At 70.4% G+C, this 16,886-nt stretch carries 13 protein-coding genes; 5 read left to right on the top strand and 8 right to left on the bottom strand.

Going from position 1 to position 16,886, the window contains the following annotated elements; genetic code table 11:
* The first annotated feature begins 3 nt into the window (after positions 1–3).
* The 3 genes from AC37TH_RS07915 (at position 4) to AC37TH_RS07905 (ending at position 3,994) form a co-directional block, all read left to right on the top strand.
* Positions 4–1,281 carry an endo-1,4-beta-xylanase gene (locus AC37TH_RS07915; protein ID WP_490763787.1) on the top strand — a complete coding sequence of 426 codons (1,278 nt, stop codon included), beginning with the start codon at positions 4–6 and terminating at the stop codon, positions 1,279–1,281.
* Positions 1,282–1,292: 11 nt separating this feature from the next.
* Entirely contained in the window at positions 1,293–2,483 is a 1,191-nt protein-coding gene (gene xylA, locus AC37TH_RS07910) for a xylose isomerase (protein ID WP_490763786.1), read from the top strand.
* Positions 2,484–2,551: 68 nt separating this feature from the next.
* Positions 2,552–3,994, top strand: a complete 1,443-nt coding sequence (locus tag AC37TH_RS07905; protein ID WP_490763785.1) for a xylulokinase — start codon at positions 2,552–2,554, stop codon at positions 3,992–3,994.
* A gap of 40 nt (positions 3,995–4,034) precedes the next feature.
* Here AC37TH_RS07905 and AC37TH_RS07900 read toward each other — a convergent pair whose 3' ends face one another.
* Together AC37TH_RS07900 and AC37TH_RS07895 are read right to left on the bottom strand one after the other, a co-directional pair.
* Positions 4,035–5,864: a bifunctional sugar phosphate isomerase/epimerase/4-hydroxyphenylpyruvate dioxygenase family protein gene (locus AC37TH_RS07900; RefSeq protein WP_490763784.1), complete on the bottom strand. Its 1,830-nt coding sequence runs from the start codon at positions 5,862–5,864 to the stop codon at positions 4,035–4,037.
* A complete protein-coding gene (locus tag AC37TH_RS07895) occupies positions 5,864–6,736 on the bottom strand; it encodes a shikimate dehydrogenase (protein WP_490763783.1) in 873 nt (290 codons plus the stop codon). Before AC37TH_RS07895 ends, AC37TH_RS07900 begins: the two co-directional genes overlap by 1 nt.
* Positions 6,737–6,871: 135 nt before the next feature.
* Between AC37TH_RS07895 and AC37TH_RS07890 the strand changes: the two genes are divergently transcribed.
* Positions 6,872–8,209, top strand: coding sequence for an MFS transporter (locus AC37TH_RS07890; protein WP_490763782.1), 1,338 nt, complete (start codon positions 6,872–6,874; stop codon positions 8,207–8,209).
* 88 nt (positions 8,210–8,297) lie between these two features.
* Here AC37TH_RS07890 and AC37TH_RS07885 read toward each other — a convergent pair whose 3' ends face one another.
* Positions 8,298–8,717 (bottom strand): DUF5684 domain-containing protein, encoded by a 420-nt coding sequence (locus AC37TH_RS07885; protein WP_490763781.1) that lies wholly within the window; start codon positions 8,715–8,717, stop codon positions 8,298–8,300.
* 194 nt (positions 8,718–8,911) lie between these two features.
* Positions 8,912–10,327: an MFS transporter gene (locus AC37TH_RS07880; RefSeq protein ID WP_490763780.1), complete on the bottom strand. Its 1,416-nt coding sequence runs from the start codon at positions 10,325–10,327 to the stop codon at positions 8,912–8,914.
* 36 nt (positions 10,328–10,363) lie between these two features.
* Between AC37TH_RS07880 and soxR the strand changes: the two genes are divergently transcribed.
* Complete coding sequence (gene soxR / locus AC37TH_RS07875) at positions 10,364–10,810, top strand: redox-sensitive transcriptional activator SoxR (protein ID WP_490763779.1); 447 nt, start codon at positions 10,364–10,366, stop codon at positions 10,808–10,810.
* 37 nt (positions 10,811–10,847) lie between these two features.
* On the opposite strand, the gene AC37TH_RS07870 is transcribed toward soxR, so the two are convergent.
* From AC37TH_RS07870 to AC37TH_RS07855, 4 genes are all read right to left on the bottom strand, one after another.
* Positions 10,848–11,831, bottom strand: coding sequence for a LacI family DNA-binding transcriptional regulator (locus tag AC37TH_RS07870; RefSeq protein WP_490763872.1), 984 nt, complete (start codon positions 11,829–11,831; stop codon positions 10,848–10,850).
* A gap of 93 nt (positions 11,832–11,924) precedes the next feature.
* On the bottom strand, positions 11,925–13,262 hold the full coding sequence (locus AC37TH_RS07865) for an APC family permease (protein ID WP_490763778.1): 1,338 nt from the start codon (positions 13,260–13,262) through the stop codon (positions 11,925–11,927).
* 32 nt (positions 13,263–13,294) lie between these two features.
* Complete coding sequence (locus tag AC37TH_RS07860; RefSeq protein ID WP_490763777.1) at positions 13,295–15,439, bottom strand: glycosyltransferase family 39 protein; 2,145 nt, start codon at positions 15,437–15,439, stop codon at positions 13,295–13,297.
* Entirely contained in the window at positions 15,436–16,824 is a 1,389-nt protein-coding gene (locus tag AC37TH_RS07855; protein WP_490763776.1) for a glycosyltransferase, read from the bottom strand. The genes AC37TH_RS07860 and AC37TH_RS07855 overlap by 4 nt, the downstream gene beginning before the upstream one ends.
* Positions 16,825–16,886: the final 62 nt, after the last annotated feature.

The following is a 16,886-nucleotide window of genomic DNA, read 5'->3' as shown; positions in this document are numbered from 1 at the left end:
TCGATGTCGATCTATTCCGCAGCAGTGCCGTCGGCCACGGCGCCTGCCCACCGCATCCACGATGCTGTGGTCACGGTGCTGGATGCGCGGGGAGAGCCGCTCGCGGGGGTCGAGGTCACGGTCGAGCAGACCAGGCACGCGTTCGCGTTCGGCAACATCGGCTTCGACTTCGTCGGCCTCGCCAACGGCGAGAGCGAGCATGACGGCGAGCGCGATCGCGCGGCGACCGAGCAGCTCGCGGAGCTGTACACCGACGTCTTCAACACCGCAACACTCCCGTTCTACTGGGGCCGGTTCGAGCCGCGACGCGGCGAACCGGACACGCACCGGCTGCAGCAGACTGCGCACTGGTTCCGCGAGCGCGGCGTCGCCCTGAAGGGCCACCCGCTCGTCTGGCACACCGTGCAGCCGGACTGGCTGCTCGGCCTCCCGCTGGACGAGGTCGAGCGCCTGCAGCGCGAGCGCATCCGCCGGGACATACACGACTTCGCCGGGCTGATCGACACCTGGGACGCCATCAACGAGGTCGTCATCATGCCGGTGTTCGACAACGGCGACAACGCCATCAGCCCTCTCGCCCGCGCGAAAGGCCGCATCCCGATGATCAGGATGGCGTTCGAGGAGGCGCGCGCCGCCAATCCGGAGGTGCGGCTGCTGCTCAACGACTTCGACCTGTCCACCGCGTACGAGTGCCTGATCGAGGGCGTGCTGGAGGCGGGCATCCCGGTCGACGCCATCGGCCTGCAAACCCACATGCACCAGGGCTACTGGGGCGAGGACGCGATGCTGGAGACCGTCGACCGGTTTGCCCGCTACGGCCTCCCGCTGCACTTGACGGAGTCGTCCCTGGTCTCCGGGCGCCTGATGCCCGCCGACATCGTCGACCTCAACGACTACCAGGTGCCCGAATGGCCGTCCACGCCGGAGGGCGAGGAACGCCAGGCGGACGAGATCGCCCGGCACTACCGCTCACTCGTCTCGCACCCCGCCGTCGAGGCGATCACCTACTGGGGCCTGACAGACGCGGGCGCGTGGCTCGGCGCCCCGATCGGGCTCGTCCGCGCCGACGGAACACCCAAGCCCGCCTACGACACGCTTCGCCGCCTGGTGAAAGAGGACTGGTGGCTCGCGCCCACCACCACCGTCACCGACGACGACGGCCGTCTCCGTGTCTCCGGATTCAGCGGAGACTACCTGGCCCGTGTCGGCGCAACGGCCACCGCATTCACCATCGACCCCACCACCGATCGCACGCCGATCACCATCCCATCGAACACCTGAAGGACACACTCATGACTGCAACACCCACCCGCGAGGACAAGTTTTCGTTCGGCCTCTGGACCATCGGCTACAACGGAACGGACCCGTTCGGCGGCCCCACCCGCCCGCAGCTCGACGTGGTCGAAGCCGTCACCAAGCTCAACGAACTCGGCGCGTACGGCCTCACCTTCCACGACGACGACCTGTTCGCCTTCGGCTCCACCGACGCGGAGCGCCAGAAGCAGATCGACCGTCTCAAGGGCGCCCTCGCCGACACCGGCGTCATCATCCCGATGGTGACCACCAACCTGTTCAGCGCCCCGGTCTTCAAAGACGGCGGCTTCACCTCCAACGACCGCGCCGTCCGCCGCTTCGCGCTGCGCAAGGTGCTTCGCAACCTCGACCTCGCCGCCGAGCTCGGCGCCAAGACGTTCGTCATGTGGGGCGGCCGCGAAGGAGCGGAGTACGACTCGGCCAAGGACATCCGGTCGGCGCTGGAGCGCTACCGCGAGGCCGTCAACCTGCTCGGCCAGTACGTCACCGACAAGGGCTACGACATCCGCTTCGCCATCGAGCCGAAGCCGAACGAGCCCCGCGGCGACATCCTGCTGCCGACCGTCGGCCACGCGATGGCGTTCATCGAGACGCTGGAGCGTCCGGAGCTGGTCGGCGTGAACCCCGAGGTCGGGCACGAGCAGATGGCCGGCCTCAACTTCGCCGCCGGCATCGCCCAGGCGCTGTACCAAGGCAAGCTGTTCCACATCGACCTGAACGGCCAGCGCGGCATCAAGTACGACCAGGACCTCGTCTTCGGTCACGGCGACCTGCAGAACGCGTTCGCGCTCGTCGACCTGCTGGAGAACGGGGGCCCGAACGGCGGCCCGTCCTACGACGGCCCCCGCCACTTCGACTACAAGCCGTCGCGCACCGAGGACATCACCGGTGTCTGGGACTCCGCAGCAGCCAACATGCGCACCTACCTCCTGCTCAAGGAGCGTGCGCAGTCGTTCCGCGCAGACCCCGAGGTGCAGGAGGCGCTGGAGGCATCGCGCGTCACCCAGCTCGCGCAGTCGACGCTCGGCGCCGGCGAGAGCTACGACGACCTGCTCGCCGACCGTTCGGCCTACGAAGACTTCGACGCCGACGCATACTTCGGCGGCAAGGGCTTCGGGTTCGTGCGCCTGCAGCAGCTCGCGCTCGAGCACCTGCTCGGCGCCCGCTGAGCCGACACCACCATCGAGGGGCGTCCCGGCGGGGCGCCCCTCTCCCCCTTTCTGAAAGGACAGACCGGATGACACTGGTCGCCGGAGTCGACTCGTCGACCCAGAGCTGCAAGGTGGTCGTGCGCGACCTCGAAACAGGAGCCGTCGTGCGGTACGGGCGTGCCGCGCATCCCGATGGCACCGAGGTCGACCCCGCCGCCTGGTGGTCGGCACTGCAGGAGGCCATCGCAGATGCGGGTGGGCTCGACGACGTCGCCGCCGTCTCCATCGCCGGTCAGCAGCACGGCATGGTGACACTGGATGCGCAGGGCCGGGTCGTCCGCGACGCCCTGCTCTGGAACGACACCCGCTCCGCCCAGGCCGCCCGCGATCTGATCGACGAGGTCGGCGCCACCGAGTACGCGTCGCGCGTCGGCGTGGTGCCGGTGGCGTCGTTCACCGCGACCAAGCTGCGCTGGCTGCGGGACGCTGAGCCGGAGAACGCCGCCAGGGTCGCTGCCGTCGCACTCCCCCACGACTGGCTCACCTGGCGCCTGCTCGGCTATGGCCCGGAGGGCGAGAGCGACCTCGGACCGGACCTCGACGCTCTCACGACCGACCGCTCCGACGCGAGCGGAACGGCGTACTGGGGCGCCGCATCCGGTGCGTACGACCTCGATCTGTTCTCCCGGGCTCTCGGGCGCGACGGCCGTGAGGCAGGCGGCGGACAGGCAGGCGGCGACGACGTCGTCGTGCTTCCGCGCGTGCTCGGACCGGCGGAACCGGCTGGACGCACGCCGTCCGGTGTCCTGGTCGGCCCCGGCGCCGGCGACAATGCCGGAGCCGCGCTCGGGCTGGGGGCGGCGGACGGCGACGTTGTCGTCTCCATCGGCACCAGCGGCACCGTCTTCGCCGTCACCGACGCCCCGATCGCCGACGAGAGCGGAACCGTCGCCGGCTTCGCCGACGCCAGCGGTCTCAGCCTGCCGCTCATCGCCACCCTCAACGCCGCTCGCGTGCTCAGCTCCATCTCCGGCCTGCTCTCCGTCGATCACGACGGCCTCGCCGGCCTCGCCCTCTCCGCCGAGCCCGGTGCGGAAGGCGTCGTGCTCGTCCCATACTTCGAGGGCGAACGCACGCCCAACCTGCCGGACGCGACCGCGAGCATCCACGGGCTCACCATCGCCAGCACACGTCCGGCCACGTTCGCGCGCGCCGCGATCGAAGGGATGCTCTGCGGGCTCGCCGACGGACTCGACGCCGTGCGCGCTGTCGGCGTGCGCGAGAAGCGCGTGCTGCTCATCGGCGGGGCGGCGCAGAACCCGGCCGTCGCGGCCATCGCGGCGCAGGTGTTCGACGCGCCCGTTGTGGTGCCGTCGCCGGGCGAGTATGTCGCGAACGGCGCGGCGGTGCAGGCGGCGTGGGCGCTCACGGGCGAACGCCCGGCCTGGGCAGTGGATGCGGCCCCTGCGCTCCCGGTCGACACCCGGCCGGTGATCCGCGAGCAGTACGCGCGAGCGACCTCCGCCTGATCTGCAAGGCGGGCAGAGGCGGCGGTCGGCCGGAAGCGGCTCAGACCGCCGTGTGCTGCACCGACATCCGCACCGGAGCGTTTCCGGCGCCGTAGCCGTCGTACCCGCCGAACCGCTGCACCACCTCGATGAAGACGCTGCCGACCGTCTGCGTATAGAAGTGCACGAATTCTCCGCCTGCGTCGCGGTCGTAGAGCAGGTCGAGCGAGCGCAGTTCCGCGACGCGCTCGGCGTCGAGGCCGAATCGCGCCGCGAGGTCGTCGTAGTAGTTGGCCGGAACGGGAAGGAAGGCCAGGCCGCGATTCTTGGCACGCCCGGCCAGGCCGACGATGTCCGAGCAGGAGACGGCGACGTGCTGGGCGAAGGGCGCAGCATCCGGTGCCGCATCGTGCTCGGACAGCGACGGAGCGACGTTGAGCGCGAACCGGACGCCGCCGTCGCGCGAACGAACCACCTGGCTGCGGACCAGCCCCACCGGACCGGCCACCTCCGTCGTCGCCGACGGGCGGAGCGCGAGCAGGCTGCCGTAGAACAGCACGGCCTCGTCGAAGTCGGCGGCCGGCTGCGCCAGGTTCACGTGGTCGATGCGGCCGATCGCCGCATCGCCGCCGCCGAAGCCGCCGGTGAACTCGGCCACCCACGGCGGGGCACCGTCCCCGGCCGGAACGGTCGCCCAGAAGATCTCGGTGCCGTCCGGTGCGAGAACGGCGGGAAGCTCGTGATCGCCGGCGCTCGTCCGCCGGAGGGCGGGAGGGACGCTCAACCCGGCTGCCCTCGACGCCGCGGCCGCCGGGTCGTCGACGTCGAGCCCGACCGCCGCGATCGACGGCGTACGCCCCCGCCCTCGCTGCTCGTTGAGGACCACGCGGGCTCCGCCCTGCGCCCAGAGGCGGACGTCCTTTGTCCTGTGCTGCCCGGCGTACGCGAAGCCCAGCCGTTCCAGGAGAACGGCGACCTCGTCGGTGTTCTCGCCCGTGATCTCCACGAAGTCGACGCCACGCGGTTCCGGCACGGCCGTCACCGTGTCGAGCAGCAGAGCGGCGGGCTCCCCCACCAGCAGTCGCGCCGTCGCGTCCTCGAGCACCCGCAGCGAGCGGTGCGCGTGCCGCGCCGTCCGCCACGCATCGGTCTGCCGGAAGGTGTCGTTGAAGACCTCCAGCGACAGCGGGCCGCGGTAGCCGGCGCGCACCACGTGGGCCAGGAACGAGGGCAGGTCGAACCCGCCCTCGCCGGGGAAGAGGCGGTGATGGCGGCTCCAGCTCAGCACATCCATCGCCAGCAGCGGCGCATCAGCCAGTTGTACGAAGAAGATCTTCTCGCCAGGGATGCGCTCGATGCCTGCCGGGTCGTGCCCGCGCGACAGGATGTGGAAGCTGTCGAGGCAGACACCGAGCGCGTCGTTGCCGGCCAGTTCCACGATCCGCCACGACCGGCGGTAGTCGTCGACGTAGCGACCCCAGGCGAGCGCTTCGTACGCGATCCGCATCCCGCGCGTCGCAGCCAGGTCGGCCAGCCGCGACAGCTGGGAGGCGGACACCGCGTCGTCGTCGACGGTCGCCGTGGCCACGTTGCTGCACACCAGCACCGTGTCGATGCCGAGCCTGTCCATCAGCGCGAACTTGGCGTCCGCCCGGCGCAGCACGGCGCCGAACGCCTCCTCGCCGACGCCCTCCGCATCCCGAAACGGCTGATAGAGCGAGAGCGAGAGGCCGAGCCTGTCGCTCAGCGCGCGGAGCTCCTCCGGCGACTGCCGGGCGACGACGAGGTCCTGCTCGAAGATCTCGACAGCGTCGAACCCCGCGTCGGCCGCGGCGTGCAGCTTGTCGACGATGCCGCCGGAGAGGCAGACGGTCGCGATCGAGGTGCGCATCAGCGGCCGTCGGCGATCATCGCGAGGAAGTGGGCGTGCATGCGGAGCCTGTCGGGTTCGCTGCCGGTGATGAGCCGGAACGCGTCCGCCGCCTGCCCCACCGCCATCTGCCCGCCGTCGAGCACGCGACAGCCGACGGCCGTCGCTGCCGCGACCAGTTCGGTGACGACGGGTCGGTAGACGATGTCGGCCACCCAGAGATCCGGATGCAGGAGTGGCGCATCCAGGGGGATGCCGGGGTGCGAGTTCATCCCGATGTAGCTGGCGTTGACGAGGCCCGTCGCGGTCGACACGAGGCGTGCAAGTTCCACCGGAGCCGCAGACTCGACCCTGGTGTTGAGGTGCGCCGCCCCGGCGGAGGCGGCGAGTCCGCTCGCCGCACCGCGGTCGATGTCGACGATGGTGAGTCGCCCAGCGCCCGCGGCGAGGAGTGCGTGCGCGACAGCGGAACCGGCACCGCCTGCGCCGATCAGCACGACGGAGGAGAGGTCCGCGCCGGGCAGGCCGTGGGCGAGCGCCGCAGCGAAACCGGTCACGTCGGTGTTGTGGCCGACGAAACGGCCGTCCTGGAGGAGAACGGTGTTGACCGCGCCGACGGCCCGCGCCGCCGCGTCGACGGTGTCGAGGCCGCCGAGCACCTCGCGCTTGCACGGGTGGGTGATGTTGAAGGCCGAGAAGCCGAGCTCCCGGCCGGCGTCGAGGAGACGGCCGACCTCGTCAGCGCTCCGGCCGATCAGCGTGAGGTCGAGCGGCCGGTAGAGATAGCGCATCCCCTGCGCGTCGCCCTCCGCCTCGTGGAGTGCGGGCGTGAGCGATGGCAGCACTCCGTCGCCGATCAACCCGACGAGATACGACTCGCCCACCGTGCTCATGAAGACTCCTCGCCCGTGAATTGGATGCTGAAATTCGTTTGACAGCGGCCGTACCTTCTTTCTAACGTACCGTATGACTCATCCAACATTTGAGTAAGATCGGGCTCGCGGCCCGAGTGATCAGCGAGGACCACCATGGCGACTGCCGCTCCCCCCACCAAGACACCGCGTCGCGCCGCCGTCGCCAGCTTCCTCGGCTCGGCCGTCGAGTACTACGACTTCTTCATCTTCGGAACGGCGTCGGCGCTGATCTTCCCGCACGTCTTCTTCCCCGACGCGGACACGAACGCGCTCGTCATGTCGTTCGCGACGTTCGGGTTCGCGTACGTGGCCCGGCCGATCGGTGCGGTCTTCCTCGGTCACTTCGGCGACAGGATCGGGCGTCAGAAAGTGCTGGTCTTCACGCTCGTGCTGATGGGCCTGTCGACGTTCATCATCGGCTGCCTGCCGACCTTCTCGGCGATCGGCTGGTTCGCCCCGGTGCTCCTGGTGCTCTGCCGGCTGATGCAGGGGCTCTCCGCGGCCGGCGAGCAGGCGGGCGCCAGTTCGATGACGCTCGAACACGCGCCGGAGGACCGGCGCGCGTTCTTCACCTCGTGGACGCTGACCGGCACCCAGGGCGGGCAGATCATCGCCGCCCTCGCGTTCATCCCGATCCTTGCGGCGCCGGACGAGTTCACATATTCGATCGGGTGGCGCATCCCGTTCTGGCTGTCTGCCGTCGTGGTCGTCATCGCGTTCGTCGTGCGCCGGTCGCTCTCGGAGTCGCCCGACTTCGAGGAGGCGAAGAGCAAGGGCGAACTCGCCAAGCTGCCCGTCGCCGACCTGATGCGCGACCACTGGCGGGATGTGCTGCGCGTGGTGCTTTGCGCGACCGTGTCGGCGGTCTCCACCGTCTTCGGCAGTCTCGCCATCGCCTACGGGATCAGCGTGGGCGTCGAGAAGGAGCTCACGCTCTGGCTGGTCGTCGCGGCGAATGCCGTCGCGCTCGTGACCCAGCCGTTGTTCGGCCGCCTCGCCGACCGGATCGGCCGCAAGCCCGTCTTCGTCTACGGGGCGCTGGCGAGCGCCGCCCTCATGCCGTTCTATCTGCTGTCGATGTCGCAGCCGAACATGCTGCTGGTGTTCGCGCTCTCCGTCGCGACCTTCTCCTGCGGCTACGCGGCGGCGAACGCGGTCTGGCCGTCGTTCTACAACGAGATGTTCTCGCGCCGGGTGCGATTCTCCGGTGTCGCCATCGGCACCCAGCTCGGCTTCCTCGCCGCCGGCTTCGCGCCGAGCATCGTCACCGCCCTCGGCGGAACCGGGGACGACGGGTGGGTGGTCATCTCGATCTTCACGGCCTGCATCGCCGTGCTCGCCTCCGTCGCGGCACTCACGGCGCGGGAGACCGCTCACGTGCCGACCGACTCACTGGGTCATGACCGCGCATCCGGTGCGGTCGACGCGCTCGAACCCGCGGCGACCCGCTGAGCCGGCATCGGCCCCGAGACCTAGAGAACCGGAGACAGCGAAAGGGTGCGGCCGGAACTCCCGGCCGCACCCTTCCTGATTCGCTGACCTACGCGGCGACGCCTTCGCGGCGTCCACCGGGGCCGACGTACTGCGAGCTGCCGTAGCCGACGATGAAGTATCCGATGATGGCGAACAGCCAGAGCAGGAAGATGCTGAACGCAGCGCCCTTGGCGAACGCGCGTCCGACGCCGAGCGCGACGATGATCGCGACGACGATGTTGACGATCGGGATGAAGTACAGGATCACGAGCGCACCGTGGAACCCGCCGATCTTCACGAGCAGGTAGGTGTTGTAGATCGGGATGAGCGCACCCCAGCCCGGTTTGCCCGCCTTGGTGAACACGGGCCACAGGGCGATGACGACCAGGATGTAGCCGATGAGTCCGCCGATGACGGACGGCACAGGGTTGTATGCGGTGGTGTCGGTGGCGATCAGGCCGTCGGCGGCCAGGGCGATGGGGAACATGGGTGTCCTCTCTATGAACGAAATGACAGTATCCACTCAGGGAATCAACAGGGGGACGCCAGGTGAACCGGGCGTGTCGTGCGACCGACGGATTCCCGCCGTCGAGTATCGTCGCGGCGGCGGACGGCTGTCGCTCGGCCCCGCGGTTCGGGAGCCGTCCGGCCGCCGCCGCGACGAGTGTGAGGGGCCCGCGGCTAGCGCCGCGACACCAGGATGCGCGGCCCGGCAGCCCACGACGCCAGGCACAGGATGCCGGTGAACGCGAACGCGCCGACGAACGGCCACGCGCCGCCCAGCCCGGCCAGCGCCGCGAACACGATGGCGGTCGCTGCGAGCGAGATCGCCGAGCCGATCGCGTCGGCGATGGACAGCGCCGAACTGTTGAACCCCTGATTCTCGATCGTCGAATACTGCAGCGTGAGCACCCCGAGCCGGGGGTACAGGATGCCCATCCCGGCTCCGGCGAAGGCCCAGCCCACCACGACCACCACCGGCGACAGGTGGAACAGCGCCGTCAGCAGGAGCGACCCGACGGCGATGCTGAGGCCGAGTGATCCGAGCCACGCCGCCGTCCGATTGCGGAGCGCGGGGAACTTGCCCTGCACCCAGGAGGCCGTCGCCCAGCTCACACCGGCGGCGGTCAGTGCGAGGCCGGACAGCGCCGCCGACAGGCCGTACTCGGTCACGAGCAGCAGTGGCACGTACACTTCGGCCGCGAAGAACGTCCCGGCGACCAGGGCGCGCACGAGGATCACGCTCGGCAGCCCGCGTGCGGCACGGAGGGCACGCGCGGGCAGCAGCGGCCGGATGGCGACGATCGCGACCGCGACGGCGAACACCGGCGCGATCCACTGCACGGGTCCGCTGGCTTCGGCCGTCAGGTTGAGCGCGAGCACCGCGACGGCGACCAGCACGGCCCAGCCGATCCGCTTGACGTCGAGCGGCGGACGCTCCTCGCCCTCGTCCGGGCGGTGGACACCGCGCATGGCCGGCACGACCATCAGCATCGCGAGCACCGCGAGCGCGACGACGCCGAGGAACACCCAGCGCCAGCCGACCGACTCGGCGAGCGCACCGGCGATCAACGGTCCGATGAGCGACGGGATGACCCAGGCGGCCGCGAACCCGGCGAAGATCTTGGCGTGCAGGTTCGGCGGGTAGACGCGCGCGACGATCACATACAGCGCCACGGTCAACGCGCCGCCACCGAACCCGTGGATGAGCCTGCCGGCCACGAAGACGCCCATGTTCTGCGCCGTGCCCACCACGAGCAACCCGACCACGAACATCCCGACGGAGGCGAAGAGCGCGTTGCGTGGGCTGCCCCTGTCGCACCAGGCGCCGGCGAGCACCATGCCGACGACGCTGACCGCGAGGGGTCCGGCGAACGCGAACGCGTACAGCCCTGCACCGTCGAGCTCGCGGCTCACGGTCGGCATGATCGTGGTGACGGCGAGAGCCTCGAACGCCGCCAGCATGATCAGCGCGCACATCCCGATGCTGACCCAGCGGTAGCGCGGGCTCAGCACCCCGCCCGGCGGGGGCAGGTCGGCGACCGGCGCCCCCTGCTGGGCGGGCGCAACGGTGCCTTCGATGTCGTCACTGGTCATGGTGCGAGCCTATGACCTCAACTACGGTTGAGGTCAATGACTCCCTCCGAACCCATCCTGAGCGTCGGCGACCTCGCCTCCCGCAGCGGCGTCGCCGTCTCCGCCCTGCACTTCTACGAACGCCAGGGCCTGATCAGCAGCGAGCGGACCGCAGGCAACCAGCGTCGCTACCGGCGCGACGTACTGCGCCGGGTCGCGTTCATCCGGGTGTCGCAGCGGGTGGGGGTGCCGCTCGCCGAGATCCGGATCGCCCTGGACTCCCTGCCAGAAGGGCGGACACCGACGAAGAAGGACTGGGCGCGGCTCTCCCGGCTCTGGCGGGATGCGCTCGACGAACGCGTCAGCGACCTGGAGCACCTGCGCGACGACCTCACCGGCTGCATGGGGTGCGGCTGCCTGAGCCTGCGCACCTGTGCCCTGCAGAACCCGGCGGACGAGCTCGGCGGGCACGGACCGGGCCCACGGAGGTGGGTCGAAGACTGACCGGCCGCCGCTGCCCGCTCAGCCTGCCGCTGCCCGCTCAGCGCGGCGCGGCGGTGGAGGCGCGGACGATCAGCGCCGGCTGCACGTTTCCGGGATGCGGTTCCTCGGTCGACTCGATCTCGGCGACCAGCCGGGCGACGCAGCGGCGGCCGAGCTCGGCGAAATCCTGCCGGACGGTCGTGAGCGGAGGGCAGAAGTGCGCGGCCTCCGGGATGTCGTCGAAGCCGACGATGCTGAGGTCGGCGGGGATGTCCCTGCCGAGATCGCGGGCGGCGTGCATGACGCCGAGCGCGAGCTGGTCGTTCGAGGCGAAAACGGCGGTGACGCTCGGGTCTGCGAGGAGCTCCCTCCCCGCCGCGTAGCCGGACTGCGCAGACCAGTCGCCGCGGATCGGTGGAAGCACGTCGATCCCGGCCGCGCGGCACTCCTCCTCGAAACCCTGCAACCTCGCCTGCGCCTCGATCCAGCCGAGCGGACCGGAGACGTGGACGATCCGGCGGTGACCGAGGTCGATCAGGTGCCTCGTCGCGGCGCGCGCTCCCGCGAGCTGATCGACGGACAGCTCCTTCTCCGCGTATCGGTCGCCGGCCTGGAGTGTCACATACGGCACGTCGAAGCCAGTGGCAGCGATCTGGTCGAGGATCCTGTCCTGCGGGGCGATCACGACGATGCCCTCCACGGCCTGCGCGAGCAGATGGTCGATCCCGTCGGCGATGCTTTCCGCGCTGAGGTCGGCGAGCTGCGCGACGGCCACGTAGTATCCGGCTTCGCGTCCGGCGTTCTGGATCGCGCCCATGCTCGACACCGGTCCGTAGAGCGACGCGGCGGAGGCGGCGAGCACCCCGAGCGTGTTGGAGCGCGCCGTGACCAGGGCCCGCGCCGCGCGGTTGGGGCGGTAGTGCAGCTCGTCCATCGCCTGCACCACCCGCTCGCGCGTGGACGCGCGGATGCTCGGGTGGCCGTTCAGAACGCGTGAGACCGTCTGGTGCGACACCCCGGCGACGCGCGCGACATCGCGCATACTGGCTGCCCGACCGGCGACTTCCTCGTGCGTCACCCCCCAATTATGCGTGCCGTCGACCCGTGCGCCCGCCACCCGCCATCGAGTCCGAACTTATTCCCGGGTGCGCTCGGCATGCCGCGTGAACACGTTCGGTGTCGATCGCCAGGGGCGGATGATCACAGCGGCGAGCGCGAGGGCGAGCGGGAAGACGAGATGCCAGCCGGCGAGCGCGAGCAGCCCGGCCGCGAAGACGCAGGAGGCCAGCGACATCCACCAGCCGACGGAGCGCCGGGGCAGCAGCACCAGCGCGGAGGCGACGCCGAGCGCGTAGACGGCCGCGGCGATGCTGGTGTGCACCAGGATGAACGGCTGCAGGTCGCCGCTGGCCAGGACCACCACCGAGTAGAGCCCCATGACGACGGCCGACAGCAACAGGCCACGGCGGGCGATGCCCCCGTTCTCGGCACCACGCCCGAACCAGCGGGGTAGGTCGCCGTCGCGTCCCATCGCGGCCCCCAGCTTGCTGAACGCCGCCAGGTACGCGTTGAAGACTCCGGTGACGACGATGGCCGCGATCACGGCGACGACGATCCCGCCGCCCTTCCCGAACGACACGACCACGAGGTCGAGCAGCGGCACGGCGCTCGTGGATGCTGAGCCGCCGAGCACCAGCACGGTCACGGTCTGGATGGCGAGGTAGGCGACGGAGACGATCACGAGGGCGAGCGCGGTCGCGCGCGGGATGTCGCGCTTCGGGTTGCGGAACTCGCCGCCGATCCCGGCCACGGCCTCCCAGCCCGCGAACGCCCAGATGTACAGGTTCATCGCGAGTCCGACGCCCTGCCAGCCGTGCGGGAGCAGCGGCTGCAGGTTGGCGGGGTCGGCGTGCGGGACCGCCGCGGTCAGCACGAAGACGAGAACGGCGACAAGGGCAGCCGAAAGCACGAGCTGCAGCCAGCCGGCGAACCGGACGCCGAACGCGGTGACGATCACCGGGATCACCATGAGGCCGATCGCGATGAGGGTGGTGGTCAGCGCATCCCCGCCGAGGACGGCCACGACGTATCGCGCCGTCATCAGCGCGGCGATCGGCGCACCGATCGGCGTGCCGAAGAAGAACCAGTAGCTGATGATGCGCGCGGCCGTCGGCCCGAACGCCCGGCGCGCGAACGTCGCGACACCGCCCGCATCCGGATGCCGTCTGGAGAGCGCGGCGAAGGTGGCGGCCAGCGGGATGGAGATGAGAGCGAGGGCGGCGACCGCGATGATCGAACCGGGGCCGGCGACGGAGGCGGCGAGCGCCGGAAGCACCAGGATGCCGGTGCCGAGGACGGCGGCGACGTAGAGTGCCGTTCCGCCCGCGACGCCGAGGTGCCCGCGAGGTTCGGAGCGATCGTCGCTGGGTGCTGTGCCGCGAGCACGCGTGATCGAGGGCCCGCTCTCCGTCATGTCTCCATGATGGCGCGGACCCCCGACATCGGCTACTTCGTCAGGTCGTAGAGCGTGGTTCCTCCGACCGTGGTTGCGGTGTAGTTCGCCGCGACCCAGCTCGCGATGGCACTGGAGGCGCTGCTCCCGCCGTTCGACTGGCCGACGCCTCCACCGATGAAATAGTGGATCTTGCCGGCGGCGACGTACGCCTTGAACTGCGCGAGCGTCGGCGACGGGTCGGAGCCGTTGAAGCCGCCGATCGGCATCACGGCCTCCTGCGAGGCCAGCTGGTAGCCGGCCGCCGAGTTGGAGCCGATCGCGGCGGCGACCCAGGTGTACGACGACGCGTTCTTCCTGAGGAGCGCTGTGACGGTGGAGCTGACGTTCGACGATCCGAGTAGGCCGCCCATCCCGCCGCCCTGGGCGCCGGTCCCGGTGCCGCCGGGTGCAGTGCCGGTTCCCGTGCCCGTTCCCGTTCCGGTGCCGGTCTGGGTTCCGGTTCCACCCTGGGTCGTACCGGTGCCGCCGGGAGGCGTGAAGCCGCCCCCGGTCCCGCCCTGCGTCGTGCCGGTGCCGCCTGGCGCGGTTCCCGTTCCGCCCGGCGCGCCGCCGAATCCGCCACGGCCGCCGCCCGCACCTCCGCCACCCGGGCCGCCCATCGACCCGGAGACCGTTGGACCTGCCGTGACGATCGAGCCAGTGTGCCCGGTGGTGACGGTCTCGACCGAGTACGCGGCGGGTGCGAGCAGTGCGGCGACGAGGGTGGTCGCGATGGTCGCTCCGGCGAACATCCTGCCCCGGGGCGGCAGCACGAGCAGCACGGCGCCGATGACGGCGAGCACCATCACGACGATCTTGAGCCAGGGCAGCCAGTCGGCCGCCCTGTCGAGCAGCACCCACGCCCACACGGCCGTTCCGATGAGCGTCGCAGCCGACAGGATGCGCACCCACAGCTTCTCCCGCGCCGACCAGGCCGCCGCGGCCCCGATCGCGACCGTCCCGGCGAGCGCCGGGGCGAGCGCGATCGTGTAGTAGGCGTGGAAGATGCCGGCCATGAAACTGAAAGCGAGCGAGGTGACGATGAGCCAGCCGCCGAAGAGCAACAGCGTCGCACGGCGGGCGTCCGTCCGCTTCGCCCCGCGTCCGAGCACCAGCGCGAGCACGAACAGCACGAGCGCTGCGGGCAGCAGCCAGGTGATCTGGCCGCCGATCTCGTTCTCGAACAGGCGGAAGATGCCGGTCGAGCCCCACATCCCCCCTCCGGTGGCGCCGCCGCCCGCGCCTCCGGTGACGCTGCCGGTCTCGTTGCCGGTGAGGCGGCCGAGCCCGTTGTATCCGAAGGTCAGCTCCAGGAAGCTGTTCGTCTGCGAGCCGCCGATGTACGGCCGCAGCGAGGCCGGCACCAGCTCCACGATCGCGACCCACCACCCCGCCGCCACGATCACGGCGCCGAGGGCCGCGAACAGGTGGCCGAACCGCTTCTTCCACGAGACGGGGGCGACCCCGAGGTACACACCGGCGAGCACAGGCAGGATGAGAAAGGCCTGAAGCTGCTTGGTCAGGAACCCGAACCCGACCGCCACGCCGGCCAGCAGCAGCCAGCGCATCCTGCCGGACTCGATGGCGCGGAGGGTGAAATAGGTGGCGGCGGTCAGCAGCAGCACGAGCAGCGCATCCGGATTGTTGAACCGGAACATCAGCGCGGCGACCGGGGTGATCGCCAGCACCCCTCCCGCGAGCAGCGCGGTCTGCGCCGAGAAGTGCCTGCGGACGATGCAGTAGACGATGGCGACGGTCGCGACGCCCATCAGCGCCTCCGGCACCAGGATGCTCCACGAGCTGAGGCCGAAGATCCTCACCGAGAGGGCCATGATCCACAGGCTCGCTGGCGGCTTGTCGACGGTGATCGAGTTGGCGGCGTCGCTGGAGCCGTAGAAGAACGCCTCCCAGTTGACGCTGCCCGCCTGCACGGCGGCCGAATAGAAGGAGTTGGCGTATCCACTGGCCGCCAGATCCCAGAGGTACAGGATCGCGGTGACGCCGAGCAGGCCGAGGAGCGCCGGTCGCTCCCACGCCGCGCTGCCGACGCGACCTCTGATCAGCCGGCGGCCCGCTGCTCGCAGGCGGCCTCCGGCGTGCGGCTGCTCGTATACCGGGTACTCCACGGCGGGGCGGTCCTGCGTTGTGGTGGTCATGATCCGTTCACTTCCTGTCGGATGTCGGTCTGTCGGAGGTCGTGCTCTGGAATCGAGTGGTCCCGAATTGCCGTGAGCGCATCCTGTGTTGCGGCAATTCGGGACCACTCGATCGGGATGGGGACGGGCGCGGGGCGCGCGGACCCGGCGGGAACGGGCGGCGCGGCGGGGGACGTCGCCGGGACGGGCGGCGCGGTGGGGCGACGGGAGGCGCGGAAGACCCAGAGGCGCAGGAGGACGAAGCGCACCAGGGTCGCCGCGAGGTTCGCGACGGTGAGCACGACGAGCTCTGCGCGGGCGCCGGCGGTCGGCGCGGCCGCGTGCAGGACGGCGAGCGAGCCCGAGGTCATCGCCCAGGCGATGCCGAACACGATCAGGCCCTGGAACTGGTGCCGGACCGCGCCGTTCCTCCCCCGGACGCCGAAGGTGAACCTCCGGTTCGCCCCGGTGTTCGCAATCGTCGTGATGAGCAGGGCGGCGAAGTTCGCGAGCTGCGCGGCCATCACCCCCTGCAGCAGCAGGTAGAGCACCGCGTACGCAGCGGTCGACAGCACCCCGACGACGCCGAACCGCACCACCTGGCCGAAGAAGCTGGGCGGCCGGGGCGGATCGAACGGGCGCCTCCCGAGTTCGGCGTACACCGACTCGAGCGGGATGCGCCCTCTGGCGATGTTGGTGCCGACCCTGAGCATCCCTTTGAGGTCTTCGCCGGCGGTCGAGACGATGTCGACGGAACTGTGCGGGTCGTCCACCCAGTCCACCGGGATCTCGTGGATGCGGAGCCCCGCCCGCTCGGCGAGGATCAGCAGTTCGGTGTCGAAGAACCACGCGTCGTCTTCGACCAGCGGCAGCAGCCGGTCGGCCACCTCCCGCCGGATCGCCTTGAAACCGCACTGCGCGTCACTGAAGCTGACGGCCATCGTGCGGCGGAGCAGCAGGTTGTAGCTGCGGGAGATGAACTCGCGCTTGCCTCCGCGGGTGACCCGCGAGCTGTGGCCGAGCCGGGTGCCGATGGCGAGGTCGGAGTGACCGGAGAGCAGAGGGGCGACGAGGGGAGGGAGGGCGGCGAGGTCGGTGGAGAGGTCTTCGTCGAGGTAGACCAGGACCTCGGCCGGGGACGCGCCCCACACCTGTTTGAGGGCGCGACCGCGACCCTTCAGGGCGAGGTGCACCGCGACGACGCCAGGAAGCTCGGCCGCCAGGGCGTCGGCGATCGCGGCCGTGGCGTCCGTGCTCGCGTTGTCGGCGATCGTGATGCGCCAGGTCTGGTCGATCTGGCCGGTCAGGTAGGCGTTGAGCTGACGGATGGACTGTTCGAGCGTCGCCTGCTCGTTGTAGACGGGCACGACGATGTCGAGCGACAGGGGTGAGAGTGAGTGCGACATGCAGGCAACACTCGCGTCGTTACATTCCTGTGACCTTTGCTGGTCCTATGCGGAATGAATGC

The sequence above is a fragment of the Leifsonia sp. McL0627 genome (assembly GCF_058244615.1).
This window is presented reverse-complemented; position numbering and strand designations above follow the sequence as displayed.

What these genes read in the sequence shown, in the direction of transcription:
- xylA (WP_490763786.1), top strand. Translation starts at nt 1,293, where the DNA reads ATGACTGCAACACCCACCCGCGAGGACAAGTTTTCGTTCGGCCTCTGG.
- AC37TH_RS07915 (WP_490763787.1), top strand. Translation starts at nt 4, where the DNA reads ATGTCGATCTATTCCGCAGCAGTGCCGTCGGCCACGGCGCCTGCCCAC.
- AC37TH_RS07855 (WP_490763776.1), bottom strand. Translation starts at nt 16,824, where the DNA reads ATGTCGCACTCACTCTCACCCCTGTCGCTCGACATCGTCGTGCCCGTC.
- AC37TH_RS07885 (WP_490763781.1), bottom strand. Translation starts at nt 8,717, where the DNA reads ATGTTCCCCATCGCCCTGGCCGCCGACGGCCTGATCGCCACCGACACC.
- AC37TH_RS07890 (WP_490763782.1), top strand. Translation starts at nt 6,872, where the DNA reads ATGGCGACTGCCGCTCCCCCCACCAAGACACCGCGTCGCGCCGCCGTC.
- AC37TH_RS07905 (WP_490763785.1), top strand. Translation starts at nt 2,552, where the DNA reads ATGACACTGGTCGCCGGAGTCGACTCGTCGACCCAGAGCTGCAAGGTG.
- AC37TH_RS07860 (WP_490763777.1), bottom strand. Translation starts at nt 15,439, where the DNA reads ATGACCACCACAACGCAGGACCGCCCCGCCGTGGAGTACCCGGTATAC.
- AC37TH_RS07870 (WP_490763872.1), bottom strand. Translation starts at nt 11,831, where the DNA reads ATGCGCGATGTCGCGCGCGTCGCCGGGGTGTCGCACCAGACGGTCTCA.
- AC37TH_RS07900 (WP_490763784.1), bottom strand. Translation starts at nt 5,864, where the DNA reads ATGCGCACCTCGATCGCGACCGTCTGCCTCTCCGGCGGCATCGTCGAC.
- AC37TH_RS07880 (WP_490763780.1), bottom strand. Translation starts at nt 10,327, where the DNA reads ATGACCAGTGACGACATCGAAGGCACCGTTGCGCCCGCCCAGCAGGGG.
- soxR (WP_490763779.1), top strand. Translation starts at nt 10,364, where the DNA reads ATGACTCCCTCCGAACCCATCCTGAGCGTCGGCGACCTCGCCTCCCGC.
- AC37TH_RS07895 (WP_490763783.1), bottom strand. Translation starts at nt 6,736, where the DNA reads ATGAGCACGGTGGGCGAGTCGTATCTCGTCGGGTTGATCGGCGACGGA.
- AC37TH_RS07865 (WP_490763778.1), bottom strand. Translation starts at nt 13,262, where the DNA reads ATGACGGAGAGCGGGCCCTCGATCACGCGTGCTCGCGGCACAGCACCC.